This is a genomic window from Streptomyces sp. NPDC001904, assembly GCF_040297005.1.
In the GTDB taxonomy this organism is placed as follows: Bacteria; Actinomycetota; Actinomycetes; order Streptomycetales; family Streptomycetaceae; genus Streptomyces.
Genome location: NZ_JBEOYI010000024.1, coordinates 17,316 through 43,391 on the forward strand (window position 1 = coordinate 17,316; position 26,076 = coordinate 43,391).

The 26,076-nt window shown below is 68.8% G+C and carries 27 protein-coding genes and 1 pseudogene; 20 read left to right on the forward strand and 8 right to left on the reverse strand.

Annotated elements, in window-relative coordinates; genetic code table 11:
• Positions 1–23 precede the first annotated feature (23 nt).
• Complete coding sequence (locus ABT127_RS30280; RefSeq protein WP_351456798.1) at positions 24–914, forward strand: endonuclease/exonuclease/phosphatase family protein; 891 nt, start codon at positions 24–26, stop codon at positions 912–914.
• A gap of 219 nt (positions 915–1,133) precedes the next feature.
• The gene (locus ABT127_RS30285) at positions 1,134–1,628 is read left to right on the forward strand and encodes a hypothetical protein (protein WP_351456801.1); all 495 of its coding nucleotides are present in this window, start codon (positions 1,134–1,136) and stop codon (positions 1,626–1,628) included.
• A gap of 71 nt (positions 1,629–1,699) precedes the next feature.
• Here ABT127_RS30285 and ABT127_RS30290 read toward each other — a convergent pair whose 3' ends face one another.
• Complete coding sequence (locus tag ABT127_RS30290; RefSeq protein WP_351457114.1) at positions 1,700–2,227, reverse strand: hypothetical protein; 528 nt, start codon at positions 2,225–2,227, stop codon at positions 1,700–1,702.
• A 337-nt stretch (positions 2,228–2,564) separates the two neighbouring features.
• Positions 2,565–2,945 (reverse strand): hypothetical protein, encoded by a 381-nt coding sequence (locus tag ABT127_RS30295; RefSeq protein ID WP_351456804.1) that lies wholly within the window; start codon positions 2,943–2,945, stop codon positions 2,565–2,567.
• 415 nt (positions 2,946–3,360) lie between these two features.
• On the opposite strand from ABT127_RS30295, the gene ABT127_RS30300 reads away from it, so the two are divergent.
• Entirely contained in the window at positions 3,361–4,017 is a 657-nt protein-coding gene (locus ABT127_RS30300; RefSeq protein ID WP_351456807.1) for a hypothetical protein, read from the forward strand.
• A 244-nt stretch (positions 4,018–4,261) separates the two neighbouring features.
• Here the strand turns inward: ABT127_RS30300 and ABT127_RS30305 are convergent, their stop codons facing one another.
• Entirely contained in the window at positions 4,262–4,561 is a 300-nt protein-coding gene (locus ABT127_RS30305; RefSeq protein ID WP_351456810.1) for a hypothetical protein, read from the reverse strand.
• Positions 4,562–4,697: 136 nt separating this feature from the next.
• Here ABT127_RS30305 and ABT127_RS30310 point away from each other — a divergent pair, with 136 nt between their 5' ends.
• The 6 genes and pseudogenes from ABT127_RS30310 (at position 4,698) to ABT127_RS30335 (ending at position 9,443) form a co-directional block, all read left to right on the forward strand.
• Positions 4,698–5,681, forward strand: coding sequence for a tetratricopeptide repeat protein (locus tag ABT127_RS30310; protein ID WP_351456813.1), 984 nt, complete (start codon positions 4,698–4,700; stop codon positions 5,679–5,681).
• Between the two features lie 347 nt (positions 5,682–6,028).
• The gene (locus ABT127_RS30315) at positions 6,029–6,421 is read left to right on the forward strand and encodes an SMI1/KNR4 family protein (RefSeq protein ID WP_351456816.1); all 393 of its coding nucleotides are present in this window, start codon (positions 6,029–6,031) and stop codon (positions 6,419–6,421) included.
• Positions 6,422–6,599: 178 nt separating this feature from the next.
• Positions 6,600–6,824 (forward strand): annotated as a pseudogene (locus ABT127_RS30320) (IS5-like element IS4811 family transposase); the annotation flags it as partial.
• A 698-nt stretch (positions 6,825–7,522) separates the two neighbouring features.
• Positions 7,523–8,302 (forward strand): hypothetical protein, encoded by a 780-nt coding sequence (locus tag ABT127_RS30325; protein WP_351456819.1) that lies wholly within the window; start codon positions 7,523–7,525, stop codon positions 8,300–8,302.
• Between the two features lie 200 nt (positions 8,303–8,502).
• On the forward strand, positions 8,503–8,868 hold the full coding sequence (locus tag ABT127_RS30330; RefSeq protein WP_351456821.1) for a hypothetical protein: 366 nt from the start codon (positions 8,503–8,505) through the stop codon (positions 8,866–8,868).
• Positions 8,869–9,059: 191 nt separating this feature from the next.
• A complete protein-coding gene (locus ABT127_RS30335; protein WP_351456824.1) occupies positions 9,060–9,443 on the forward strand; it encodes a hypothetical protein in 384 nt (127 codons plus the stop codon).
• A 44-nt stretch (positions 9,444–9,487) separates the two neighbouring features.
• On the opposite strand, the gene ABT127_RS30340 is transcribed toward ABT127_RS30335, so the two are convergent.
• Positions 9,488–10,126 carry a TetR/AcrR family transcriptional regulator gene (locus ABT127_RS30340; RefSeq protein ID WP_351456827.1) on the reverse strand — a complete coding sequence of 213 codons (639 nt, stop codon included), beginning with the start codon at positions 10,124–10,126 and terminating at the stop codon, positions 9,488–9,490.
• A 157-nt stretch (positions 10,127–10,283) separates the two neighbouring features.
• On the opposite strand from ABT127_RS30340, the gene ABT127_RS30345 reads away from it, so the two are divergent.
• The 4 genes from ABT127_RS30345 to ABT127_RS30360 all read left to right on the forward strand — a co-directional run bounded on the left by ABT127_RS30345 (position 10,284) and on the right by ABT127_RS30360 (position 15,325).
• Entirely contained in the window at positions 10,284–11,747 is a 1,464-nt protein-coding gene (locus tag ABT127_RS30345; RefSeq protein ID WP_351456830.1) for a purine-cytosine permease family protein, read from the forward strand.
• Entirely contained in the window at positions 11,740–12,861 is a 1,122-nt protein-coding gene (locus tag ABT127_RS30350) for an S-methyl thiohydantoin desulfurase family protein (protein ID WP_351456833.1), read from the forward strand. Before ABT127_RS30345 ends, ABT127_RS30350 begins: the two co-directional genes overlap by 8 nt.
• The gene (locus ABT127_RS30355) at positions 12,858–14,402 is read left to right on the forward strand and encodes a hydantoinase/oxoprolinase N-terminal domain-containing protein (RefSeq protein ID WP_351456836.1); all 1,545 of its coding nucleotides are present in this window, start codon (positions 12,858–12,860) and stop codon (positions 14,400–14,402) included. The genes ABT127_RS30350 and ABT127_RS30355 overlap by 4 nt, the downstream gene beginning before the upstream one ends.
• A 158-nt stretch (positions 14,403–14,560) precedes the next feature.
• Complete coding sequence (locus tag ABT127_RS30360) at positions 14,561–15,325, forward strand: hypothetical protein (RefSeq protein ID WP_351456838.1); 765 nt, start codon at positions 14,561–14,563, stop codon at positions 15,323–15,325.
• An 86-nt stretch (positions 15,326–15,411) separates the two neighbouring features.
• Here the strand turns inward: ABT127_RS30360 and ABT127_RS30365 are convergent, their stop codons facing one another.
• Positions 15,412–15,690 carry an HU family DNA-binding protein gene (locus tag ABT127_RS30365; RefSeq protein WP_351456841.1) on the reverse strand — a complete coding sequence of 93 codons (279 nt, stop codon included), beginning with the start codon at positions 15,688–15,690 and terminating at the stop codon, positions 15,412–15,414.
• A 59-nt stretch (positions 15,691–15,749) separates the two neighbouring features.
• On the opposite strand from ABT127_RS30365, the gene ABT127_RS30370 reads away from it, so the two are divergent.
• Positions 15,750–15,887: a hypothetical protein gene (locus ABT127_RS30370; RefSeq protein WP_351456844.1), complete on the forward strand. Its 138-nt coding sequence runs from the start codon at positions 15,750–15,752 to the stop codon at positions 15,885–15,887.
• A gap of 106 nt (positions 15,888–15,993) precedes the next feature.
• On the opposite strand, the gene ABT127_RS30375 is transcribed toward ABT127_RS30370, so the two are convergent.
• Positions 15,994–16,365, reverse strand: a complete 372-nt coding sequence (locus ABT127_RS30375; protein ID WP_351456846.1) for a hypothetical protein — start codon at positions 16,363–16,365, stop codon at positions 15,994–15,996.
• A 127-nt stretch (positions 16,366–16,492) separates the two neighbouring features.
• Positions 16,493–17,443, reverse strand: a complete 951-nt coding sequence (locus tag ABT127_RS30380) for an aldo/keto reductase (protein WP_351456849.1) — start codon at positions 17,441–17,443, stop codon at positions 16,493–16,495.
• Between the two features lie 83 nt (positions 17,444–17,526).
• Between ABT127_RS30380 and ABT127_RS30385 the strand changes: the two genes are divergently transcribed.
• The 3 genes from ABT127_RS30385 (at position 17,527) to ABT127_RS30395 (ending at position 21,492) form a co-directional block, all read left to right on the forward strand.
• Positions 17,527–18,189 (forward strand): TetR/AcrR family transcriptional regulator, encoded by a 663-nt coding sequence (locus ABT127_RS30385; protein WP_351456852.1) that lies wholly within the window; start codon positions 17,527–17,529, stop codon positions 18,187–18,189.
• Between the two features lie 163 nt (positions 18,190–18,352).
• Positions 18,353–20,620 carry a tetratricopeptide repeat protein gene (locus ABT127_RS30390; RefSeq protein ID WP_351456855.1) on the forward strand — a complete coding sequence of 756 codons (2,268 nt, stop codon included), beginning with the start codon at positions 18,353–18,355 and terminating at the stop codon, positions 20,618–20,620.
• 173 nt (positions 20,621–20,793) lie between these two features.
• Complete coding sequence (locus tag ABT127_RS30395; protein ID WP_351456858.1) at positions 20,794–21,492, forward strand: L,D-transpeptidase family protein; 699 nt, start codon at positions 20,794–20,796, stop codon at positions 21,490–21,492.
• A gap of 123 nt (positions 21,493–21,615) precedes the next feature.
• Here the strand turns inward: ABT127_RS30395 and ABT127_RS30400 are convergent, their stop codons facing one another.
• Positions 21,616–22,383, reverse strand: a complete 768-nt coding sequence (locus tag ABT127_RS30400) for an esterase/lipase family protein (RefSeq protein ID WP_351456861.1) — start codon at positions 22,381–22,383, stop codon at positions 21,616–21,618.
• 324 nt (positions 22,384–22,707) lie between these two features.
• Here ABT127_RS30400 and ABT127_RS30405 point away from each other — a divergent pair, with 324 nt between their 5' ends.
• From ABT127_RS30405 to ABT127_RS30415, 3 genes are all read left to right on the forward strand, one after another.
• Entirely contained in the window at positions 22,708–24,435 is a 1,728-nt protein-coding gene (locus tag ABT127_RS30405) for a thiamine pyrophosphate-dependent enzyme (protein ID WP_351456864.1), read from the forward strand.
• Between the two features lie 124 nt (positions 24,436–24,559).
• The gene (locus ABT127_RS30410) at positions 24,560–24,859 is read left to right on the forward strand and encodes a hypothetical protein (protein ID WP_351456867.1); all 300 of its coding nucleotides are present in this window, start codon (positions 24,560–24,562) and stop codon (positions 24,857–24,859) included.
• A 166-nt stretch (positions 24,860–25,025) separates the two neighbouring features.
• A complete protein-coding gene (locus ABT127_RS30415) occupies positions 25,026–26,057 on the forward strand; it encodes a polysaccharide deacetylase family protein (protein ID WP_351456869.1) in 1,032 nt (343 codons plus the stop codon).
• Positions 26,058–26,076 lie beyond the last annotated feature (19 nt).

Here is a 26,076-nt window from a genome sequence, read left to right on the forward strand (position 1 = left end):
AGTTGCTCGGTAGAAGAGGGGGCATGATCTCTCACCGCGCGCCCTCGGTTTTCGTCTCCGCCGTCTGCCTCGCGGCCATGTCGCTGCTGCCGGGCTGCACTGCGGGCGATCCGCGCGCCTCTTCGACGCTGAAGTCCGCCGCGACCGGCACGTTGAAGGTGATGTCGTTCAACACCTGGAACGGGGGCGCGCACGTCGACGACGGCATCGACAGGATCGCTTCGGCGATCACCGCCGCCGGGGCGGACGTCGTGGCGCTGCAGGAGAGCAACGGCGACGTCGCCCAGCAGGTGGCCGATGCCCTGGGCTGGCACACGACCGCGACCGGTACGCACGTGGACATCGTCTCCCGCTACCCGCTGGAGAAGACGGACTGGTCGAACACCGGCAACGGGATCGCCGCGGCGAAGATCAAGGGGTTCTGGATCTACTCGGTGCACCTGAACTACACCAAGTACGGTCCCTACAACGTGTGCTGGGACAACGACTCGTACGACACCATCTATGCCGACGAGGCGCTCCGCGGACAGCAGGCGAAGGAGGCCGTGTCCTGGGCCGGCTCGGGACCGGCCATCGTCGCCGGGGACTTCAACTCGCCCTCGCACCTGGACTGGACGGCGAAGACCAAGGCCGAGCACTGCGACTCGGTGGTCGAGTGGCCGGCGACCAAGGCGTTCTGGGACGGCGGTTACTGGGACTCGTACCGGCAGGTGCACCGGGACGAGGCCGCCGAGCCCGGGAACACCTGGTCACCGGTGGTCAAGACGACGGACGGCCGCGCCGAGCCGCAGGACCGTATCGACTTCATCCAGTACAAGGGATCGACCCTGGACGCGACCGCGTCGACCACCGTGGGCGGCGGGGCCGGCTGGCCCAGTGACCACCTCGCGGTGCTCACCACCTTCACCTACTGACGCCGCCCGGGGGCACGGCGGTGCCGCTGTGGCCGGTGCAGGCCACGCATACGTCCTCCACGCGCACACGACGCGGGATCCGCGATTGCCTCTCAGCGTGGGAACGGGGCGTTTGGCGGTACACCGGTGGCCGCCGGCGCTCGCGCAGGGTGGAGTGGCCAGTACGGCCGCGGGGGAGTTCTCCTCACGCGCCGTCCTTGTGCCCCTCGTGGAGGTCGTATGCGCCGCTCACTCACGACTCGGTCCCTGGCCCTGTCCGCACTCGGTCTGCTGGCGGTTGCGCCCGTGGCCTCCGCGGACGACGGCGGAACCCAGCCGAACGTCACGTCGTTCGGCTTCTCCGTCACCCCGACGACGGTGCCGGCGGGCGGAACGGTCACTCTGAGCGCCAACGGCTGCGAGGTTCCCACCGTCCGGGCCAACGCGCCCGTCTTCGACGCCGTCGAGCTCAACGAGGGGCATTCAGCGACGGCCCGGGTCTACGCCGACGCCAACCCGGGCGCCCAGTACGAGGTCGAATTCACCTGCAACGGCGAACGCGGCACCACGACGCTGACCATCGCCACATCCACCCTCCACCACGGCGTCAAGGCGGGTATCGGCGGCAGCGCGTCCGGCTTCGACACGGGCCAGCTCGCCGCCGGAGCAGCCCTGGTGGCCGTGGTGCTGGGCGTTGGCATCCACCAGGTCCGCCGCCGTCGCGGACAGGAGTAGCCGCCCGCGGTACCGCCGCGGAGCCCGGTGGATCGGGTTCACCTGGTCCGAGCGCCTGTCGACGTGTGCGGTCAGCCGGGTGGATCGAGCTCGCTGAGCGGAGTGCCGCCCGCCCACCGGTTCAGCCGAACGCCGTCGACGAGCTGTACCCGTGGGTGGCGGGCGACCCACAGGATGTCGGCGCGGCCGCAAGAGCCGCGGTGGACGACGAGCCGGTGACGGCCCCGGCTCGGAGGGGCACTCCCGGCCGGCGCACCGTCTCCTGTGACGTTCGCCCCGAGCGAGATGTCGATCATGGCCTGGACGACCTCGTCGAGCTCCCTGCCGTGGGCGTCGCGCCGTAGGGCCGCACGCCGCGCTCGTTCGGTCAGGTCGGTGACCTGCCATCCGTCCCGGCCCAGCATCCGTTCGACGGCTCCGGCCAGACCTCGCCGGTCCAGCCGGGAGAGTCCGGCGGGAGTGTAGAGCCCCCGGCGACATTGGACAGGGACGCGGCTTCCCCGCAACGAGGCCCAGACCAGCACGAGGGCGAGCGCGACCGCGCCGAGGCCGAAGGCGCGGTACAGCGCCGGCCCAGCGAGCGGTACGGCCAGCAGCACCGGAAGACCTGATCCTGGCCGCGTCGAGGCGCCGCCGCCGCGGCGCTTTTCTCCTTGCCCGATGGCCCGCCCGTTCCCGTCCTGCTCCTCGCGGTCTTCAGGTAGTCGTTCCAGCAGCCCGATGGCCGTCCCCCACCTCCAGGTAGGCCGCGCAGCCGGGCGAGCGCGGCGGGATCCTGCGCGTCGAGCCAGTCGACGAACTGCCGGAAGGAGACGAGCCGTACGTCCTTCTGGCTGGCGCTCCAGACAGTGTCTGGTTTCAGCATGGGTGTCATCGACAAGTAGCCCGGGATCTGCGTGCCGCCAAGCGAGACGACCTTCGTGTATGGGACGTCGATCATGCCGTCGTCTGTGGGTAGTACACGGCGCGAGCTCTCATCCGGGTAATCGCTACGGGTTTGCTCTTCTCACTGGTGAGCTGCAGTTTGTAGGAGCCGGCTTCCATGCCGGAGCGCCACCCGTGCTGCTCTCTCACGAAGGCCCAAACGGCCTTCTTGTCGTCGGCCAGCGACTTGAGCTTCGCCGCTTCTGCGGGAGTCAGCCTCCGATCGAGAGCCCAGGCGAAGCCCGGCTCTTCGTCGCGCAGTGCGTAGTTGAGCTTCCAGTCGGAGGGCTTCTTCGCGTCGTCGATCGCATCGGCGTTTCGGTCGTCCCGCTCGGCGTCTCCCTGGGAGTGCTGGTCCTGGAGATAGTTCGACACCTCGAAACCAACGGCCATGGCAACGAGTGCGATGGCAGCTGTGACCGCGATGGCTCTGAACGCACGCTTGCGTCCACGCGCCGGGGCCTGCCCGGAGAATACTTCCAGTACCTCGTCGCTCCATCGCGACGAGGGCGAGGCTGGCATCGCCGGGGCAGGTGCAGCCGTTGGCGACGCCGGGCCCGGCGTCCCGGTGTTCGGGGCAGATACGGGAGGAGACGGGGTCCCAGCAGAGCCTGCTCCACCCGAGGCAGCAGCGCTGCCCAAAGAAGGGGTCTGGCCGCTACCGCTCGAAGGTGGCTGCGCCTTCGAACTCGTCACCCCTTACTCAGCCGACCGCAGTGCCGGAGCTCACCCCTGGGCCCACTCAGCCCAGCACCCCGGATCCCACTAGCCCTCTCCACGCGCCGGTTCACACTGTTACCGTCCCCTCATGGGGGTGCTAAAGGAACTGCTGATCTCCATCGCGGGGTCGGCCATATTTCTCATCTTGGTCTGGTTGGTGTCCCGAACAGCTCGACGGGCGACCGTCCTGATCACAACCAGAATCCTGGGGCTGGACCTCGAGGAGTCCTTCCAGGATGCCGCACGAGCAGCAGATGACCTGCAAGGCGAATTGCGTCGAGCACGCTGGGTCACCGTTATGACCAGCCGGGGCAATGACCTTCAGCGTCACGTCTTCTCGGAGACCCTGCGGGCCGGTGTGGCAGGGCATAAACGCGTGCGCCTCCTTCTGCCCAACCCTGACTGCGCAGGAAACCCTGACTGGATCGAGATCCGGGAACGCGAGGCCGCGTCCTTCGACCACGCCTACCAGAACGGGCTCCTGCGCACTCAGGTAAGACAGAACATCTCCTACGTCGTCTCTCAAGGCATCAACGCTACGCTCGAGGTACGTCTCTACGACCTGCCACACATCGCCCGCATCGTTCTCACCGACCGAGTCGCGTATCTGACGTGCTACGAAACCACGCGTCACGGACAGCTCAGCCCGATCAAGAAATACAGACGTGGTGACATGTACGACTACCTCTGCCGGACTGCGGCTCTGGCCTGGGAGAACGCGACCCCTGCCCCATCAGTTCCGTAACCGCGATCAAGCGTTCACGTCCATCTTCGAGAGACTTGGCGGCAAGTCTCTCCCCATCCTGTGGCCACAGGATGGGGGCCCGATCCTCAAGACAGAAATCCACGAGCCGGGAAATGCGGTGGGCGGTCCACCGACCAGGAGATCGGCGCGGATCTGTCCAACGCGCGGAGCAGGGCGGGCTGATGCAGGAGCGCAAAGGCTGATGCAGACTCCTATCCCGCGCGCACCACGAAGCGTCTGCTGGTCAGGTGGGATGAGTGAACGAGATCGGCTTGCCGGTGGCGTGGGCATAGGCGATCTCCTTGCTTGTGGACTCGCCGATGTACCCGCCGGGATTGACGACCAGGACCCGGTCAGCCAGATCGATCTTGCGCAGGTGGAGGGCGCTCAGCGTCGTCTTCTGCTCGTCGGTGACCAACTCTTCCGTTTCGCCTGGCGCGACGACAATGATGCCTGCGAAGGTCAGATCACGGTTCGCCGCACGCATCTCCTCGACGAACCGGGTAGACCCGCAGATGCAGACGATCTCAGGCCGGTTGGCCACGGCTCAGTCCCTTCGGTCGATTGGTGTACCGCCAGTGTGCACATGCGAGAGCCGTCGCCCACCGCCGATCACTGATTACAGTTCCGCGTCCGTGCGGGCTGCTCGCAGAACCTTTGGCCACGAGTATGCTCTGGCGATGCCTAATCAGTCAGTGGCGGCGGGAGTCAGTCTCGCTGGTGTGTTGGCGCACTGCGGCGGAAGCCCGGTGGGCGCCGTGGAGCTTTTGGTGGGGGCAATAGCATCCGCACCGGAGGCTCCGGAGCCTTATGCGGCCCTCGCCGAGTTGTGGCACGACCAAGGCCCGGAACTGAAGGAGAGTCTCCAAGAGGACGGCTCCCTGAGCGCCGTGCTGGCACAGGCTTACTTCATGTTCCTTGAAGGGGACATGGACAACGCGGTGATGGCTCTTGGATCGGTCACCGGTGTACGGCCCAACGTTGCCTGGGGCGCTGCGCCCTGGTTCGGCGATGCGCGCTTTCTCGGCACGGTAAGTGCTGCGGCGCTGGCAGAGGCGTGTCTGCGGACGCTGGACTACGGTCACAGCCTGGACGCCGACGAGATGCGAGAGCGGTTCGCGCCCTGGTTCCATGCCCTCGACGTGGTGTCCGAACGGGATCCCATGCCGGAGTCGCTGGCCGCCATGGCCCGGCTGCCCCGGGCCTGCGGCCGGTACGACCTGTCCTTCGCGCTGTGCGACCGCGCCGACGCGGTCGAGCAGGTCATGTGGACGGCAGTCGCACGAGCAGCCACCTGGCGTCAGATGGGCGACCTGGATCAGACGGCTGCGGCCTTCGAATGCGCCCTCCTCCTAGACTCTGCCAACTGGTCCCTCTACCTGGACCTAGCCGACGTGCGCGCCGAGCAGGGCGACTTCGCCGCAGCCGCGAGCCTCGTCGAACAGGGCCTGGAATACGAACCTCACGAAGTCACCCTGCACGCGGCGAACGCCGCCTACCGCACCCGCCTTGCCGGCTCGTCCGAGGACCTAGGGGCCCTAATAACCCTGGCGCCAGAGATCACGAACACCACCTACCGGAACCTGCTGATCGACTACGCATGCGCAGGGCCGAAGCTACCTCGCAGGCTCGTTGCCAAGGCCCACCGGATTCGTAAGAACTGAAAGGGCGGTCGTGCCAGCAGGTCCTAGTCAGGGTGGACTTCAGGTTACTGGTCACGTGATCCGCCGGACAGCGCCTAGACGCCTACCGCAGCCCGCCGTCCCGGCCATGCCTCCGGCAGCCCGGCCTCTGCTGCGAACTCCTGACCGTTCCGACGCCTGCAGCACGCCTCGTGGCACCGTGGCGCCGCGCCAGGACCCCCACCCTGAAAAGGGGGCGCCGCTGTGCCCTTTTGTGGGGTGCGCGGCGGGGTGTCGAGGGTTCCAGGTGCCTCCGCAAAGGCGTACTCCTCACCGCCGCTCAGGGGGGGGTTCCGCTCGGCAGGACGCTGCCTTGATAGAACAGCGTCATGAGCTCGAACGAGGGCCCGATCACCCAGGCTGAGCAGCACTTCGGAATCCAGCTTCCCCCGGACTACCGGCACTTCCTGACCACACAGGGCAGCATGAGTCAGTTCGTCCTCCCGGCCGACGACTTCCTGATGATCAATGAGGTCGCGGAGCTCGTCGACGTCAACGAGGCCGGCGAGTTCCAGGAACGATTCCCCGGAAGCCTCGTCATCGGTGGCGACGGAAGCCGCGAGATGCTCACCTACGACTTCCGACAGGACCCGCCGCCTCTCGTCCTGCTCGACGTATCCGCACAAGACTGGTCCTCTGCCATCCACCAGGCACCCTCCTTCACGGCTTTCCTCGAAGAGTTCCCCCAGACAGGGTGGAAGTGGGACGCCCCCCAGCCTTGATCGTCCTCACGGAATGTGTGCCTGATCCGAGTTGTGGGTTCTGGCACGAATCTTGGGGAGCTGTCATGGAGGGTGACGGAGTTGTTCTATTGGGGAGGGTGGTCACGGACCCTGACTGTCGGACGTAAAGGCTCGCCTCGTAGCCTCCGCGCATGGCTGGTCGGGCAGCTTCCTCGACATGACCCTCAAAACGATTTCCCGCCCCCGCGGAGCCAAAGGCTTCGTCGTCCTGCCCCGCCGCTGGAAAGTCGAACGAACCCTGGGCTGGATCATGAAAGCCCGCCGCAACGTCCGCGACTACGAGCGCCTCCCACAACACTCAGAAGCCCACCTGACCTGGGCACTCATCACTCTCATGACCAGTCGTCCCACCCGCAGCGGATCCCGCACCGACTGGACGAAGAACACCTGACCACCGGCCGGCCACGATGCCTCAGCCAGCGTCAGTTACATGGCCCCAAGCGTGAAGTAGGTCATGACCCGGTCCTGCGCACGGCCGTCGGCTGCTTCTGCCGCGGCTTGCTTCTCAGCACGACGCTCCATTGCAGTATCGACCTCGGCAGCCGTTGGCTCTGTCTCCTGCTGCGAAGTCTCGGCTCGCACGTTCTCCCCGTGATTCATGGTCAGAAGCTACGTGATTGCGTCCGATACCACCAGGGCGGTCGGCATTGAGCTTCCGGCGAGGTACTCAAACACTCACTGAGCGGTTCAGCCTGGGCAAAGATCCTTCATTTCGGCTGTCGATCCGTCCGCGCGCCCCGCTGGCCGCTCCTGGATCGCTTGCCCGGCGAAGGGTTCGTCGTCGCCGCATCTCACGGCCGCCGGCACTGGGACGCGAACCCCGCGTGAGCAGGAGGCGATGGGAGGTCGAAGGTACCTATCCAACAGCGGCTCATGCCAGGGTGACGGTCATGCCGCCTGCCGTCAGGGTTCCGAGGGGACTTCCGTTCCCTCCACGAAAGCTTCGGCCCTCATGCTGGCCCCTCCCCCTGCGCTGATATGTGAAGCCCCGGCTCAGGACATGGTCGCGTCCCCTAGACGCCAGACACTGCCGCGCGTGACCGGGGACAAAATGACGACAGTAGCGCCCTCAGTTGGAGCATGATCTGCAAGCTGAAGAGGGAGGCGGATGCGGGCATGAGGATGAGCATCGATGATGACGGCGTATGGCACGACCGGCTGGGATGGGCATTCGGGCTCGTAGCGAGCGATCCGGCTGAACGTAGCGCGGCGCTTGTCCGTCTGGCCGAGGCAGAGAGGAACACCCAGGCCGCTCTCGATCGGTACAACGCGGCGTGGCGTCTGCGGTATTCGCTGGGTCGGCAGGCGGCGTACAGGAATTATCAGAAGGCATTGAGGTGTTCGCTACCCGGCGGACTGTGGGATCGGCCGGCCGGTCCGGACATGGGCGCCTGGCCAGGTCTGCCCTACGTGCTGCTCTTCCTGGAGTGGGAGGCGAAATATCCGCGAGAGTGGACGCAGTGTGCAAAATCGTGGGGCACGAAGCAGAGCCTTGTCCGGGATGTGGCGCTCGCTCACAACGATGAGGCGGTCGCGGGCAAGTTGGTAGACATCCTCGAGGTCATCGTCCAGCGGCCCTACCGCTGCAAGGACCGCGAGTACGTGCGTGTGGCCAGGGCCGTGGACAGCGTGGACCTGCGCAGCAGACTCGTCACGGCCGCCTGTTCGGACAACGCCTGGGCGCAACGCCATGCCGCATACATTCTCTGGCTGCTGGACCGTCCCGAAGTACCAAACACGCGTCATGTCTGGCGGACATGGCTAGCGGCGGCATCTCTGCCGGCGATCCCTCGCGTGCGGGATACGGACCAAGAACGCCCTGCTTCGGCCGATCATGATGGGTCCCGCTATCTGCGGTGACGTACGCGCTCGCCGAGAACCGATAGGCGTGCCAGGAGGAGCCGACCCGCCCTTCGCACCAGCCTCAGGGATCACGGCCACTGACGCCATATCGCCGCCGCCCTCATCAGCTACCGCCGAATCACCCTAAGGCCGCCTCACCCATGTACGGTCAGCCGCAACCAGCCCCGTACAACTGCGTGGTCCAGGACGGTGTGGCGGTGGGATTCATCGATTTTGACGCGGCACACCCGGGCCCCCGCATCTGGGGCGTCGCCTACACCGTCTACCGGCTCGCGCCGCTGCAGGGACCGGGTAACCCGAAGAGTTTCGGCTCACCTCAGGAACAAGCACGCCGGGCAGCCGCCCTCTGTCGGGCCTATGGAACGGGTGCGGATGCCGAGGTCATCGATACCGTCCCCGATCGGCTACAGGCCCTCATTGACTTCATCCGCGACCAGGCCGCCCAGGGCAGCGAGGTGTTCCAGCAGCACATCGCGGACGGACACATTGACGTGTACGAGGCTGACATCCACTACGTACGCCCCCATCGCGACACCCTGCGTGCCGCCTTCACAGTGAGATAGGCACACCGAACCCACCGGTACTACGCCTGGCGACCATAACGGCAGCAAGCCCGGACACAGCGACCAGAGTGAACGGGGCCGTCCAGGACGCTCCCGGTACCGTGATCGGACCAGCCGTCCCGAGATCATTTCAGTTGCCGACAGCCCTCCCCACGGCTGATCCTGAGCATCGAGCACGCAAGGGAGGCGACATGGGACTGATGCTCTTCCCCGGTGACGACGACGTGGCGAGCCCGGACGTCTCCTGGTCCTACACGGGCTTCAGCATGTTCAGGAGTTGGCTGGCCCAGGCTGAAGGGTTCACGCTCGCCGAGATGGACGGCTTCGGCGGAGATCACCAGTGGTCCACCGTCTCCACCACGCTGGCCCCGCTGCTCAACCATCCGGACGACGACGGCCCCGACCTCACACCCGCTCAATGCGCGGCCATGCTGCCCCGGTTGGAGGAAATCCTCGACCACGGTCAGCCTGACGACAGCGACCCTGTCCGACAACGGCGCATCGAAGACGTCAGCCAGTTGGTCATCGTCCTGCGCTCCTGCGTGGACAAGGACGTTGTGCTTGTCTTCGGGTGACCCGGGCGTGCGGAGCGATCTGTCGTTGAGGGGGCGACCTGCCCCTACGGGATGACTTTTAGGGTGAGCGCGCCTGCTTTCAGGCCGAGGGATTCCTCTGCCGAGCGCGTGATCGTGGCACGGACGTCGACGATGCCCCGGTTCACGCCGATCGACGAGTGGACGATGAGGCCGTCGAGAGCGGTCAGCAGCTGCCAGGCGAGGGCCGCGAGGTCGGGGTGGGTGAAGTCGCCTGCGTCCGCGCCGCGTTGGAGCAGCCCGAGGAGACGGTCGTGGCTGGCGTGCATGGCCTGGTCGACCGCCTGGCGCATACCCGGTTTGCGTATGGCCTGGCACCAGGCGTCGAGCCAGAGCGTCTTGTGCGGCTCGGGGTCCTCACTCACCCAGTGGCCAAGGAGGTGGGCCAGCGCGGCGACGGCGCCGGGCTGTTCTTCCGCTCGCTGGAAACAGTTCTGGAGGTCGGTGGCAACCGCCGCGGTGAAGGCTTCGACCTCCAGGCTCTCCACTGATCCGAAGTAGTGGTGCACCAGCCCGCGAGCGCATCCCAGCTCTTCCGCCACGCTGCGATAGGTGACCGCCTCGAGTCCGCCGACGAGCGCCACCCGCGCTGCGGCCGCAACGATCTCCTGACGCCGCTCCTCAGGTGGCATGCGGCGAAAGCGGGGCTGCTCGGTGCTGGTCATAGGCCGTTTCTACGTGATTCTGCCGCCCCGGGGCAAGGCCGTCGCCCACCTTGTTGGCTCAGGGGCCAACAAAGCATTGACGCTCCGTTCTTCGGTGTGCTGAACTTCGCCGCATCCTTACTGGCCTCCAGGCCAACAATCAGGGGAGCTGATGCCGATGGACGCTGGGCAAGCCGTCAGACCGGCCACCACACCCGCGCCGTCCGAGGCCGCGACACACATCGAAACCCACGGGATCGACCACATCCCACTGGCGGAGCGGCACGGCCGGCCGCGTGAGCTGTTCTGGGTGTGGCTCGCGGCGAACGTGACCTTCCTGTACTTCGTCCTGGGCGGGGTCGTGCTGATGCTCGGCCTGAACCTGTGGCAGTCCGTCCTCGTCGTCGTGCTCGGCAACCTGTACTGGATCGGCGTCGGCGCCCTCGCGGTCACGGGCCCGGTATCGGGCACGCCCACCGCCGTGGTCACCCGCGCCATGTTCGGCATCCGGGGCAACAGGTCACTGAGCGCGGGAATCGGCTGGCTCACCGCGATCTGCTACGAGGCGATCAACCTCGCCCTCGGCGCCGCCGCCGGATTCGCGCTGGCGGAGCACTTCGGACTGACCGTTTCGACGCTGATCAAGGTCCTGATCCTGGCCGCGACCGCGGTCCTCACGTTCACGGTCAGCATCTTCGGCCATGCGGCGATCGTGAAGGTGAGCCCCTATTCCACCGCCGTCCTGAGCGCCGTGATGGTCGGTCTCGCGGTGTTCGTCATCGCCCACACCGACCCCCAGTACGTCCCGCAGGGACCTCCGGTCGGCGCCGACACCCTGACCACGGCGACGATCGGGGTGGCGGTGATCGCCGCAGTGCCGCTGTCGTGGGCGAACGGCGCCGACTACTCCCGCTATCTGCCGCCCTCCACATCCAAAACACGTGTGCTGACGTGCACGGCCCTGGGCGGGTTCATCCCGGCAACGGTCCTCGGCATCCTCGGAGTACTGTCGGGCACCCGCATCGACATGGCCGACCCGCAGGCCAATCTTGCCGAGATCGTGCCCGGCTGGTTCTACCCGCTCGTCCTGGCCGTCATCGGCCTGTCCTCGATCACCAACAACGTCCTCACCTCGTACTCGTCCGGGCTGTGCCTGCAATCCGTAGGCGTTCCGGTCAGCCGCGTCGGGGCCGTGTTCATCGCAGCCGTCGCCAGTGTGGCGCTGGCGGCGTACGCACTGTTCGTGGACGACTTCACCGCCTCACTGAGCCGGATCCTGGAAGTCACCGTCGTGATCCTCGCCCCCTCCATGGCGCTGTTCATCACCGACATCCTGCTGCGCCGCAACGCGTACGACGGCATCGACCTCCACGACGAAACCCCCACGGGCCGCTACTGGTACCAGGCGGGATTCAACCTCCCCTGCATCATGGCCTTCGCCGCAGGCGTCGCCGCCTCCGTGCTGTGTGTGAACACCACCGCCTTCCAGGGCCCGCTCTCCCGCCTCCTGGGCGACGCCGACCTCACCTTCGCCGTGGGCCCGGCGGTCACCACGGCCGTCTACCTCCTGCTGTGGCGCCGCGACACCGGTGGCGTGCGCAGTGCCATGTCCACCCCTCGCCCGGAGCTCCCCCTTGACTGACCTGGACCTTCTCACCGCGGACGACCTCGACGCGCTGGCCCTGGGCTGCGCCGTGCTCGGCACCGGTGGCGGCGGCGACACCGGCGTGGAGGAGCTGGCCGCACGGCTGGCCCTCGACGCCCACGGCTCCGTCCCCCTCGTACGGCTGACGGACCTGCCCGACGACGGACTCGTCCTCGTGCTGTCGTCGATCGGCGCACCCACCGTCGCCAGCGAGATGATCGGCTCCGGCCTCGAAGCGGCCGCCATCCGCGAACTGGTCGAAGAAGCGACCGGCCGGAAGGCTGCCGCGGTGATGGCGGCCGAGATCGGCGGCGCGAACGGTATCGCCGCCGTCACCTGGGCCGCTCAGCTCGGCCTGCCCCTGGTCGACGCCGACGGCATGGGCCGGGCCTTCCCCGAACTGCAGATGATCTCCATGCACGTGGCCGGCCTTGCCTGCAGCCAGGTGTTCCTGGTCGACGCGCTCGGCAATCGCGCCACCCTCGAGCCGACCAGCAGCGGTTGGGCGGAGCGCTGGGCCCGCGCGCTGTGTGTGGCCTCCGGATCCTCGGCCGTGTTGTGCGACTACGTGCTCGGCCCCGACGACCATCAGGCCGTGATCCACGGCACCGTCTCCCAGGCACTGCGGATCGGTCGGACCATCCGCGCGACCGCGGACCCCTCCCCCGGTTCTCGGCCTCACGCAGGCGGAGGAGAGCCCCTTCCCGCCCTCGCCGAGACCCTGGGAGCGCGGGTGCTGATCAGCGGGATGATCGAGGACATCGCCCGCGACACCCACGAAGGTTTCGTGCGCGGCACCGTCACGATCGGCGGCCGGGGCGCCGACCACGGCCGCGAGGTCCTGATCGCGCTGCAGAACGAGAACCTGCTGGCCACCGAGGCCGGACAGGTCCTGGCCGGCGTGCCCGATCTGATCACCGTGTGCGACACCGCCACCGCCATCCCCGTATCGACCGAGGCCCTCACCTACGGCCAGCGCGTCAGCGTTCTGGCCTGGCCCTGCGATCCGCTGTGGCGCACCCCCACCGGGCTCGCCGTCGCCGGACCCTCGGCGTTCGGATACTCCCACCCGTACGTCCCCGTCGAGACGACCGGAAGGCCAGCCGTATGATCCGCCCCGCCAGCCCGCTGCGCATCGGTATCGACGTGGGGGGAACCAACACCGACGCGGTCGCCCTCGACACCGCGGACCGGATCGTCGCCCACACCAAGCAGGCGACCACCGAGGACGTCACCGGCGGGGTCCGTGCCGCGTTGGACGCGGTGCTGCTCCAACTGGGCCACCGGGCACCGGACGTGCGGGCCATCATGCTCGGCACCACCCACGCCACGAACGCCGTCGTCGAACGCGCCAACCTGGCGAAGGTCGCCGTGATACGGATCGGCGGCCGCGTGGCCGGGGCGATCCCGCCCCTGGCCGCCTGGCCGAAGGATCTGTACGACGCCGTCGTGGCCGGCACCTGCCAGGTCGACGGCGGCAGGCTCCTCGACGGCCACCCCATCGCTCCCCTCGACACGGAGGCGGTCAAACGGTTCCTCGACGAGATGGCCCCCACCGCTGAGGCGGTGGCGGTGACCGGTGTGTTCGGGCCGGTCCATCCGGATCAGGAACAGGCCGTCGCCGAACTGGCACACAGCCGGCTCGGGGTTCCGGTGTCGGTCGGCGCGCACCTGGGCACCCTCGGCCTCCTCGAACGGGAGAACGCCACCGTCCTGAACGCCGCCCTCGGCCCCGTGATCCACCTGGTGGCAGGAGCTCTGGAGCAGGCCACCACCGCACATCGACTCAGCGCCCACACCTACTTCGCGCAGAACGACGGCACCCTCATGGACGCCGCCCACGCCCTGCGCTTCCCCGTCCTGACCGTCGGCTCGGGCCCGTCCAACTCGCTGCGCGGAGCGGCGCTGCTCTCGGGCGCCAGGGACGCGATCGTCGCCGATGTCGGCGGCACCACCACCGACATCGGTGTCCTCGTCGACGGCTTCGCCCGCGAAAGCCAGGCGACGTCCACGATCGGCGGTGTCGCCACGAGCCTGCCCATGCCCGACATCCTGGCCATCGGCTACGGCGGCGGCACCATCCTCCACGAGGGCCGCATCGGCCCGGACTCCGTCGGCCACCACATCACCCGCGAAGCCCTCGTCTTCGGCGGCACGACCCCCACCCTCACCGACGCGGGCGTCGCATTGGGACGCTCCGGCATCGCGCCCTTCGCGAGCGTGGACACCGATCTGACCTGCCGGTTCAAGGAAGCGTTCGTCACCTACGACGATGCTCTGGAGCAAGCTGTCGCACTCATCTCACACGGTCGGAAGGACCAGCCGATCATCGCGATCGGCGGTGGCGCAGGCCTCCTGCCCCCGCGCATCTGCGGCCATGACGTCGTCCAGCCCGAGCACGCCGATGTCGCGAACGCCGCCGGGGCCGCCATCGCGCTGGTGTCCGGAGAACACGAGACCCTCGTCCCCGCAGGTCCCGGCCGCTCGGAAGCCTTGGACGCGGCGCGCGCGACGGCAGTGCAGCGCGCCGTCGCGGCCGGTGCGGCGCCGGAGACGGTGACCGTCACCCGGGTCCAGGAAACCCCTCTCGCCTACGCGGACGATCGGTCTGTCCGCGTACGCGTGAAGGCAGCCGGCCGTCTTGGTCTCTGAACGGCGCTGTGAACGGGCGCTTCACCTCATGCGAGGCGAACATCGTCTGATGCCCGTTTGTGATCCACGGGAGTACAACCCGAGGTGGATCCCGGCTGTCTGAAAGGCGCCGGAGGAAGAGCCTCCGGCGCCTTTCCAGTACAGAGATCGGGGAACAGGTGGGGAAGAAGGTCTTCAGGGCTGTCGTGACCGGTGGGGTGGCGGCGATGTTCACGGCCGTGGCCGCGGTGCCGGCCGGGGCGGCCGAGGGCGGGGTCTCGTTCACCCGTGTCCAGGTGAACGGCGGCAAGCCGATCGTGATCGGGGTGTCCGAAGAGGTCGCGGCGCCCACCTCTTTCCGCATGGCGACCACCCACAAGTGGAAGTGGCCGGCGGTGTTCCTGTACCGCGGCAGTACGGATGACCCACTGTGGCACGCCATCGAGACGAGCGACTGCATCGAGGTGAGCCCGGGCGTCTGCGACATCAAGGAGACGATGTTCTTCGACCCGAGCGTATGGGACATGAGGAACAGCGAGGCCGGGGCCTGGAAGGTCGCGGCCGAGGTGCACTTCCAGGGCGGCGGCGGTGACACCGATGACGAGGGCCTCACGGTCTACGTCAAGCGCAACTCCCGTCTGACCGTCAACGCCTCACCCGAACCGGTGTCCAAGGGCAAGACCATCACCGTGACCGGAAAGGTCACGCGGGCCAACTGGGAAACCAGGAAGTACGCCTCGTACGAAGGCCGCCTGGTGAGTCTGCAGTTCAAGCCCAGCGGTGCCACCTCCTACACCACGGTGAAGAAGGTGTACGCGAACGGCTCGGGCAATCTCAAGACGACGGTGAAGGCATCCAAGACGGGCACATGGCGCTGGGTGTACTACGGCAACACCACCACGGGACCGTCGACTTCCTCCGGGGACAACGTCGTGGTGAGGTGAACTCGCTGATCCCTCTGATCCTGTGCAGCGCAGGGGCGGCTGTCCGCGTCCTCGGACAGCCGCCCCTGCGCGGATTCGCGGCGCTGCTAGCCCTTGGCGGCTTCCTTCAGCTTGGAGCCCGCGGCCACCTTGACGCTGTAGCCGGCGGGAATCTTCATCGCCTCGCCCGTGGACGGGTTGCGGCCCTCACGCGCGGCACGGTGGGTGCGCTCGAAGGTGAGGAAACCGGGGACGGTGACCTTCTCGTCGCCCTTGGCGACGACATCCCCGACCGTGGCGGCGAACGCGTTCAGCACAGCGTCCGCGTCCTTCTGGGTCACCTCGGCACGCTCGGCCAGGGCAGCCACCAGTTCACTGCGGTTCATACTCACACTCCATCAGCCTCGACGATCCCCGCCGCGGGCGGGGCAAGATCAAGCGGCCCATGGTGTCATCCAACATCGACAACTTCGGCACGCCTCAGCGCCGCATGCCCCGAACGGCCCCACCAACACACCGGACGGACCACCGCAGCTGGGCCTTCTACAGCGCCCTGGCCGAACTGGCGTTGGCGATCTCCTAGAGTGACGGCCCCGGCGCTCTCGCGGCCGGACTGTTGCTGCGTCACGGTTGTTCGGCCGCGATGGAGATCGCTGGCGTCCGTTCGACGGTGAGCCGTCCGCCCCTCATCACGAAGCGGATCGGCGCCTCGCAGGAAGCGCCTGCTTCAGCACCAGGACGCCTCCCGTCGCCGCCCCGACCGCTCCCATGGCCAGGAAGCCGCGAGTGGAGCGCCAGGACAGCACCGACCAACGCGAGTGCGCCGAGAACAAGGATCCGGCACTCAGCCACGACCCGGTCGAGATCAACGACAGGGACGAACCGATCGAGCCGACCGACAATGCGCTTCCGATGGAGCCGATCGACAGGGCAGATCCCACAGATCCGACGGACAGCACCGAACCTACTGAGCCGATCGACAACACCGAGTCCTGCGACCACAAGGACAGCGTTGAACCCGAGGAGCGACAAGGAACCGACCGTACGGGCAGCTTTGGCATGAGGTCATTCTGCGCACCGGACGCCGCTCCCGCGAGCCTTTGAGCACACAGAGGACGGGACGATACGGATGACCCCGGACTCCCCCGCCCCTGCGGCGCCCCTCGTCGGCGTTCGGGCTCAGTGCCGTTACTCGCCCGCAGCCTCGATGTCGATCTCCCCGGACCGCGTCGTCACGGTGGCCAGCTGCTCGAGCGTCGCCGCGTCGAGGGTGAGCGCACCGGCAGCGACGTTCGCCGCGAGATGGTCGGGGTTGGCCGTACCGGGGATCAGGAGCACGTGCGGGGCGTGGTGCAGCAGCCAGGCCAGGCCGACCTGGGCCGGCGTCGCCCCCAGTGCGTCGGCGGCCGCGACGACGGCGGGCTCGTCGGTGACCTTGGGCATGCCGGGGAAGGCGCTGCCCAGCGGGAAGTACGGCACCCAGGCGATGTCCTCGTCGAGGCACAGCCGCAGCATCTCCTCGTCGCCGCGGGCCACGAGGCTGTAGGCGTTCTGTACGCAGGCGATCCCGGCGGGCAGGCCGCGGCGCAGCTCGTCGAGGCCGACGTTGCTGAGGCCGATGGCGCCGATCTTGCCCTCGTCGCGCAGGGCGGTCATCACGGCGAGCTGGTCGTCGATGTCGACCACCTGGTCGCCCTCGGCGCGCAGGCCGGGTCCGACCTCGGCGCGGCGCAGATTGACCAGGGGGATCCGGTCGACACCGAGGCTCTTGAGGTTGTCCTCGACGCCGGCCCGCAGTTCCTCGGGCCGCTGGGCGAGTCGCAGCGGGAGCGGACCGTCCGAGTCGGGCGTGGCGCCGACCTTGCTGACGACCAGGACATCGTCCTCGGGGCGCAGCGCCGCCCGGATGACCTCGTTGGAGAAGCCGTTCCCGTAGAACTCGGCGGTGTCGACGTGGTTGACGCCCAGGTCCACGGCGCGGCGCAGCAGGGCGACGGCCGCTTCCCGGTCCGGGGCCAGGCGCGGCAGCTGCATCGCGCCGAACCCGACCCGCGCGACGTCGCGACCGACGAGGCGTCCGGTGCCGCCCGGCGCGGAGGAAGAGGCAGAGGAAGCGGAGGAAGGAACGGACGAAGGCATGGGAATCTCGTCTCGTGCGAAGATGAGGGAAACGGAGGAACCTCCGTTACATCGAACGTAGCACAACCGGAGGTGCCTCCGCTTTGCCCGCATCCACATCCGGCCCGATCCCGGCCTCCACCGGGGACGGCACCGCACGCCCCGCCCGCCGGGACGCGCGCCGCAACCGCGACAGACTTCTGTCCGCCGCCCTGGCCGCCTTCACCCGCGACGACACCTCGGTGCCGCTGGAGACGATCGCCCGCGAGGCGGGGGTCGGCATCGGCACGCTCTACCGGAACTTCCCCACCCGCGAGGCGCTCGTCGAGGCCGTCTACGCGGCCGAGCTGGACGCCGTCACGGCCGCCGCCGAGACCCTCCTGGCCGAGCTGCCACCACTGTCCGCGTTGCGGGCGTGGATGGACCGGTACGCGGACCTGGTCACCGCCAAGCGCGCCATGGCGGGCAGTCTGGCGCCTCCCACGGCCGGCGGCCGCGGCCCCACCGCGAACACCCGGGAGCGCCTCACCGCCACCGTCGCCACGATCCTGGACGCCGGGGCGCGAGCGGGCGATCTGCGCGCGGACGTCGACGCCGACGACGTCATCACCATGCTGCTCGGCGTCTTCATGTCCACCGCGGCGGTCGACCGGCAGGACCGCACCCGACGGCTCCTCGACCTCGTCGTCGACGCCGTGCGCCCATGCGAGACGGACACATCCGGCACCTCGCCGACTCCGCACACCCCGACGGCACTTGACGGGTAGCCGCCCCGACACACGACGCCGTGTTCACGGCGGACCTGCGCACGGGCCAGGGCGACGGGCCTCGCTGTAACGTTCGATCCACCATCGGTATCCTCCAGGAAACCGAAGCAGCTTGGGCCGGCCCGCGGGCGAGCGCGCCTCGACGCGACCGACCGGAGGGGCGATGGACAAGCAGGCGTTCGGCCGACTGCTGCGCGAGGCGCGGCAGCGCTCGCTGATGACGCTGGAGGCGCTTGCCGAGGCGTCCGGTGTGAGTGTCCGCGCCATCAGTGACATGGAGCGCGGGCAAAGTGTGCCGCGCCAGGCGACGTTGCGTGAGCTGCTCGATGCCCTCGGACTCGACGAGGAGCAGGCGCGGCACCTGGTCCAGGCGTCCACCGCCGTACGGCGTGCGAAGCAGGTTCCCCAGCAGTTGCCGCCCGACCTCACGGTCTTCCGCAGCCGGGACGAGGCACTCGCGACGGCCGACGCCCTCACCGCACGGATCGCGGAGGGCGACGGACACGGCGGGCACGTGGTCGTCTCGGCGATCGGCGGCATGGCCGGCGTGGGCAAGACGGCGTTCGCCGTGCACTGGGCGCACCGCGTCGCGGACCGTTTCCCCGACGGCCAGCTGTACGTGAACCTCCGTGGGTTCGCGGAGACCGAGCTGCCTCTCGAACCCGGCGAAGTCCTGGGCGGGTTCCTCCGCGCGCTCGGCGTGGCGCCGGGTGACATCCCTGCGAGCACGGAGGAACGCGGCGATCTGTTCCGGCAGCGGACCGCTCACCGGCGATTGATCGTCCTGCTCGACAATGCCCGCAACACCGAACAGGTCAGGCCACTGCTGCCGGTGTCCGCCCGGTGCCTGACCATCGTGACCTCCCGCAACCGGCTCTCCGGCCTTGCCGCGGCCGAGGGCGCCACGTTGATCGGCCTCGACACGTGGACGCCGGCCGAAGCCCTGGCGGCGCTCGCCGCCAGAATCGGCGACGACCGCTGCCGGACCGAACCCCGCGAGGCCGCCGAACTCGTCGAGCTGTGCGGACGCCTGCCCCTGGCCGTCGCCATCGTCGGCGCGCAGATCAGCGCGGCTCCCCGGACGTCCCTGCACCGCAGCGTCGTCGAACTGCGGCAGTCCCTGCCGAGGCTGGACGCCCTGTCCGGGGACGACCGGAAGGTGGATGTCCGCGCGGTCTTCTCCTGGTCCTACCAGGCGCTCGCTCCGGACACGGCACGCTTCTTCCGGCATCTCGCCGTCTACCCCGGCTCGGCCCTGTCCGCCGAGGCCGCCGCCTCGCTCGCGGGCGCCGCGATGCCCGCAGCCCGACGGCATCTGCGGGACCTGACTGCGGCCAGTCTGCTCTCCCGCGACGCCGAAGGCCGTTACGTGCTGCACGATCTGGTCCGCGCCTACGGCACCGAACTCCTGGACCAGCGGCAGGACGATCTCTTCGGCGCCGAGACCCGCCTGCTGCGGTATCTGTGCGACAACGCTCACGCGGCCAACCGCTTCATCGACACGCGGCCCGGCATCCCGGCGGACGACACACCGGCTTCCGGCGCGGTACGGATCGCCATCGACGACCGTTCCGAGGCACTGGAGTGGTTCCGCCAGGAGGAGTCCGCCTTCGCGGCCGTGCTGCACTCGGTGAACGACTCGCGACTGCTGCGCCACCTCGTCCGCCTCACCCATCACTGGCAGAGCTACCTCGCCGCCGTCGGCCGCTGGACCGAGCAGATCCCGGCCCAGGGTGCGGGCATGGCTCACGCCCGCACCCTGGGCGACCCCGTCGCGATCTCACGCATCGGCATCGTGCTCGCCAGCGCGCTCGGCCAGACCGGGCAGACGGACGCCGCCGACGCGCAGGTCGCCCTGATCCTCGCTCAGCTGCCCGAGCTCCCGCCGGCCGAGCAGGCCATCACCGAGCGCAGCGTCGCCGGGGTGTTCGCCCGCCGGGAGAACTACACCGAGGCGCTGCGCCACACCCACCGCGCCCTCGACCTCTTCCGCACCCTCGGTGACCGCGACGGCATCGCCCGCGAGCTGAACGCCGCCGGCTGGTACGGGGCCATGCTCGGCAACTACGAGGACGCCGTGACCATGTGCCGCCAGGCCCTGCCCATGCTCCGGGCCGCGGGCAACCGCCGTGACGAAGCGGCGACCTGGGACAGCATCGCCTACGCCCGACAGCACCTCGGCGACCTCACGGGCGCGATCGAGGACTACCACACGTCCCTCCGCCTCTACGGCGAGATAACCGACCCCTACAACCAGGCCGACGTACTCGACCACCTCGCCGCCGCCCACCTCCAGCTCGGCGACGTGGAAGAAGCACGGGCGGACTGGAACAGGGCCGCCGACCTCCTCACCGGTATCGGCCATCCGCACGCCGATGCCATGCGCTCCAAGGCGGAGACAGCGGGCGCTCCACGCCCCGAGGACATCTGACGCCGGCCGGGCAACGGTTGTCATCGTTTCGTATCAGCAGACGAACCCGTACAACCCCCGCGCCCGAGGACTCGTCTAGCCGGGCAGAGTCTCCGTACACCCAGGTGTCGGCGCTCGGACGTGCCTCGACCGGAATCCGGGGCCCGTTCCGGAATCCAGGGAGAGGATCGGTCATGGGGGACCATCGCAGACGGGTCGTCGGCGTCGCCGCGGTCGCCGGGCTCGTCGCGCCGCTCGCGCTCGCGCTCGGGACGGCACCGGCGCAGGCGGCCGGGAGTTGTACGACCCAGACAGGGCCGCGTCAGAAGCAGGTGGAGAAGTTTCTCGGCCGCCCGGTGGACGGCAAGCAGTCCGCCGCCGACTGCAAGGCCATCAAGGCCTTCCAGACGAAGCACGGCATCACCCCGAACATCGGGTACGCGGGTCCCGTCACCTGGGGCGTGATGGACCTGATGAACAAACAGAAGGCCGTCGGCAATACGCCGAACAAGGCGGGAAAGTGCCCGGTGAACAAGGGGCGCATCGCCTGCGTGAACCTGACGCTGCAGCTCAGCTGGATCCAGGACGGCAAGAACCTCGTCTACGGACCGGTCCCGGTGCGTACTGGTCGCAACGGCTATGAGACGCGCACCGGACTGAAGAAGATCTACTGGCGGCACATCGACCACGTGTCGACGATCTACAACGTGCCGATGCCGTACAGCCAGTTCTTCGACGGCGGCCAGGCGTTCCACTCGGTCGGCGTCAGCATGTGGAACCCGCCGGGTTCGCACGGCTGCGTCAACATGACGAAGACGTCCGCGAAGAAGTACTGGTCCCTGCTGAAGAAGGGCGACGACGTCTTCGTCTACGGCCGCAAGCCGGGCACCTGACCGTACGGGTCGTCCGCAGAAGTCCGACGGACACCGAGGCCGGCCCACCCCGGGGCGATGGCGCGGCGGCACCGGCCGTGCCGCCGCGCCCCGGGGTGGGCCATGTCGTACGGGAGACGACGGTCAGGAAGCGACGAAGCGGGCGATCTGCCCGAGCACGACGGTGTCGGTCAGATAGCCGATGTGGGTCTGACAGGCCACGTTGTTGTTGGTCGCGCCGTCGAGGCGGGTGCTCGTGTAGGGGATGATGACGCCGTCGCACGCCGAGTACCACGTGGCGTACTTGGTGGAGCCGGGTGTCTCGTCCCCGGAGGAGATCTGGGAGATGAACGAGGAGCCCGGATACATCTGCTGGCAGGTCGTGTAGACGAGACAGGCGCCGGCGGCGGTGGTGCCGTGGTTGGCGCCCGCGATCGAGGCGAGGTGGCTGACGCTGGCGTTGCCGCCCAGCACCTTCAGGTAGTACTGGCTGACCAGCCCGCCCATCGAGTGGTTGACGATGGCGACCTTGGCGGCGCCGGTCCGCGCCTTCACGCTGTCGACGTAGGCGGCGAGGCCCTGGGCGTTGGTGATGTTGTTGCCGTACGAGTTGTACTCGTAGGCGAAGAGGTTGGAGCTGGACCAGCCGTTGGCGCGGAAGACGCTCATGGCGGCGACCCAGTTGGAGGCGCTGCCGGTGTAGCCGTGGACGAAGACGACCGGCGTGCTGGTGGACAGCGACTGCGCGGCAGCGGACCGCGTGGCGGTGCCCGTGATGCTCTGCGAGGCCGTGGCGGCGGAGTCGGCTGCGCCTGCCGCCGTCGTGGCCGAGGAGAAGAGGGTGAACGCGACGGCGCTGGCGGCGAGCACGCCGAGCAGTCTGCGCGGGGGACGATGACGGGTGGAGCTCATGGAGCCCTCCTGACGGGGGGTGTGCGGGTACCTGGTCCGCCCCAGGGTGAGGGCGTTGGGCCCGGGCGCCATCGGCTAAATCGCCAGTGCGCGCCGGTCATCGGGCGGAGCCAGTCTCGGGCGGATGCGGCACAGGAACGCGCTGACCAGCGCGACTGAACCCGGATGACAGACATGAGCGGACCGATCTGGGTTAACCGGTCGACCATGGTGCGCTTCGGAGCCGCCAGGCGGTGGTGCCGTCGATGCATTCGGTCGACGTGCCCGAGCAGGCGCCCCGAATCCGTTCACTCAGCACTCGACGCCTCAGAAAGGACACCCTCTATGTCCCGCACCGTCGCCCGGCTTTTCACCGACACCCTGGAGGAGCTGGGTGTGCGGCACGTCTTCGGCGTGGTCGGTGACGCGCTCAACCCCCTCACCGACGCCATCCGGTCCTCCGAGACACTCTCCTGGGTAGGCTGCCGCCACGAAGAGGCCGCCGCGTTCGCGGCCGGCGCCCAGTCGCAGCTCACCGACACCCTCGGCGTCTGCATGGGGACCGTCGGCCCCGGCTCGGTGCACCTGCTCAACGGCCTCTACGACGCGGCCAAGAGCGGCACCCCGGTCCTCGCCGTCGCCGGGCAGGTCCCCCTCTCCGAGGTGGGCACCGACTACTTCCAGGAAGTCGACAACGACCTCCTCTTCAAGGACGTGGCGGTCTTCCGCGCCACCGTCACCTCGCCCGAGCAGCTCCCCGGCCTCCTGGAGGTCGCCGTGCGCACCGCCATCGGCCGCCGCGGGGTCGCCGTCCTCACCGTTCCCGGTGACATCGGCGACAAGGAACTCCCGGCCGACCGGCCCGCGCGGCTCTCCGTCGCCCGGTCCGAGACCCGCCCCGACGACCCCGAACTCGATGAGGCGGCCCGGCTCATCGACGACGGCGGCGACGTCACGCTGCTCGTCGGCCGCGGAGCCCGCACCTCCCGTGAGGACGTCCTCGCCCTCGCCGACCGGCTCGCCGCGCCCATGGTGATCACCCTCAAGGCCAAGGAGGGCTTCGAGGGCGACAACCCCTTCCAGGTCGGCCAGACCGGCCTCATCGGCAACCCGGCGGCCGCCCGCGCCATGGACCGGGCCGACACGCTCGTCCTGCTCGGCACCGACTTCCCCTACCGCGAGTGGTATCCGGAGGGCAAGAAGGTCGTCCAGGTCGACCGGGTCGCCGAGCACATCGGGCGGCGTGTGCCCGTCGACGTGGCGCTGGCCGCCGATGTCGGTCCCACCGTGCGCGGACTGCTGCAGCGGGTCGCGGCCCGTGAGGACCGCAAGCATCTCGACTCCGCCCGCGAGAAGTTCACCCAGTGGCAGGACGGGCAGCGCAGGCTCGCCGACCCCGGCCACGACAAGGGTCTGATCGGCAAGGTCCGCTCCGCCTTCGACAACCGCGACCACCTGGTCCGCCCCGAGGCGCTCGCCGCCGCCGTGGACGCCGCGGCCGACGACGACGCCGTGTTCACCTCCGACACCGGCATGGCCACCGTCTGGCTCTCCCGGTTCGTCGAGATGCGCGGCAGCCGCCGGCTGATCGGCTCCTACAACCTCGGCTCCATGGCCAACGCGATGCCGCAGGCCATCGGCGCCCAGCTGCTCGACCGCGACCGGCAGACGGTCGCCTTCTGCGGCGACGGCGGTCTGTCGATGCTGCTCGGCGACCTCATGACGATCCGCACCGAACAGCTGCCGGTCAAGCTCGTCGTCTTCGACAACCAGCGCCTGGGCATGGTCAAGCTCGAACAGGAACAGGCCGGGCTGCCCGAGTTCGGCACCGTCCTGGACAACCCGGACTTCGCCGCCGTCGCCGTGGCTCTGGGCATCAAGGGCATCCGTGTCGAACGCCCCGAGGACCTCGCCGACGCCGTCACGCGTGCCTTCGCCGAACCGGGTCCCGTCCTGCTCGACGTGCTCACGAACCCCGACGAGATCGCCGTACCCGCCAAGCCCACCGTCCAGCAGGGCTGGGGCTTCGCGATCGCCAAGGTGCGGGAGAACCTGCGCAGCACGGGGAGCTGAGGGCCGGGATCGGGGAGGACGTACGGGCTCACCCCACTCCGTTGCCCCGGTGGCGTGACCAAGCCGGGGCTGCGGAGTTGAGCAGCCGATGTTCCGTCGTCGTCGATTCAGGGAGCCCTTCACGATGCGTATCCGCACTGCCGCCGGCACCGCCGCCGCCCTCCTGGTCCTGTCCGCGTCCGCGGCCTGGGCTGTCCCGGCCTCGGCCGCCGAACCCGAGCCGGGTGCCGGGACGGTCGTCATGTCGAACGAGGCCTATGACGAATTCGCCCGTGCCGATCAGGACGAGCAGGACCTGATCCTGACGGACCGTTCGTACCGTGAGGCATGGCTCTTCTGCCTGCGCTCGACGGAACCCAGCCACGTGGAACGCAACGGTTGGGGTCCGGGGTACGTGTGCATCCCGGACGGCGCCGTGCAGTGACGGGCTTCGCACGCGTGTGAGCCTCCAGGACGGGCATGCCGGGTCCCGTACGTCGTGCGGTCCCGTCGAAGTGAGCAATACCAGTCAGAACCTGCGCGCTCTTGCCGCTCCTCGCTCGAATGAGCAGAGTGAGGGGGTCAGTTGAGTACGGCATTGAGGATCTGGCATGTCTCATTCCTTCACGGCATTCACCCCGCAGGACGCCCTTGAGGCCAGTCGGCGTCTGGTGGCGCGGCGCCGGGGCGTGCCGATGTACGTGTCGCTGCGATCGGCGTCGGCCTCGAACGACGCGGCAGGCGGCACGGACGAGCGGCTCTCCGGCACCCCGCACCCGGCCGACGCGGAACTGGCTGACGCCTTCGCAGCCTCGCGCCCACAGCTCGAAGCGCCTGGCGAGGAGGAGACGTTGATACGGACGTTGCAGGCCCTGGCCCATGCCGGACTGGGGCCCGAGCGAGTGCCGCCGCGCCCGTCCACGTCGGCCGCGCCCCCGCACCTGCCCCTGTCGGCCGACCCCGGCATCAGCGCTCGCGGCACCGAGTCCGACCTGCGGGCCGGTCACTTCCTCCGCGTGGTGAACTACCACAACACCCCGGCCAGCTGGAAGGACGAGCTGGTCGCCGAACTGCGCGGTTACGCGGAGGACTTCGAGACGGTCGACGTCGCCGATCTTGAGCGCTTCGCCGGGACCGGGGTGTGGCACAAGTCGCGGCCCGGACTGATTCCCGTGTTCTACGAGGGCTACCGGGACAACTACGACGTCGCCGCGGCCGCCTGCGAGGAGGCCGGGGTCATCGGGTGGTTCTTCGTCTGCACGGCCTTCGTGGACACTCCGGTCGACGACCAGTACGCGTACGCCCTCGCCCATCGGATCAAGCTCGTCCCGGAGAATCCGCGCGGGGAACGCCTCGCCATGTCGTGGGACGAGATCGCCGATCTGCACCGGCGCGGCCATGTGGTCACTCCGCACACCGCCTCGCACGCCCTGGCCCGCGAGGTGCTGGCGCCCGAGGACATCGAGCGCGAGGTGATCGAGCCCAAGCGGCTCATGGACCGGGCCACAGGTGGCTCCGCGCTCTGCACCGCCTGGCTGGAGGGCACGTCCTGGACCGGTGAGTCGGCCGCCGACCGTGCCCTGGTCGAGGCCGGCTACCGCTTCGTGTTCAGCAACACCATGGTGCAGCGGCTGCCCGGCTGACCACGACGGAGCGGGCCGG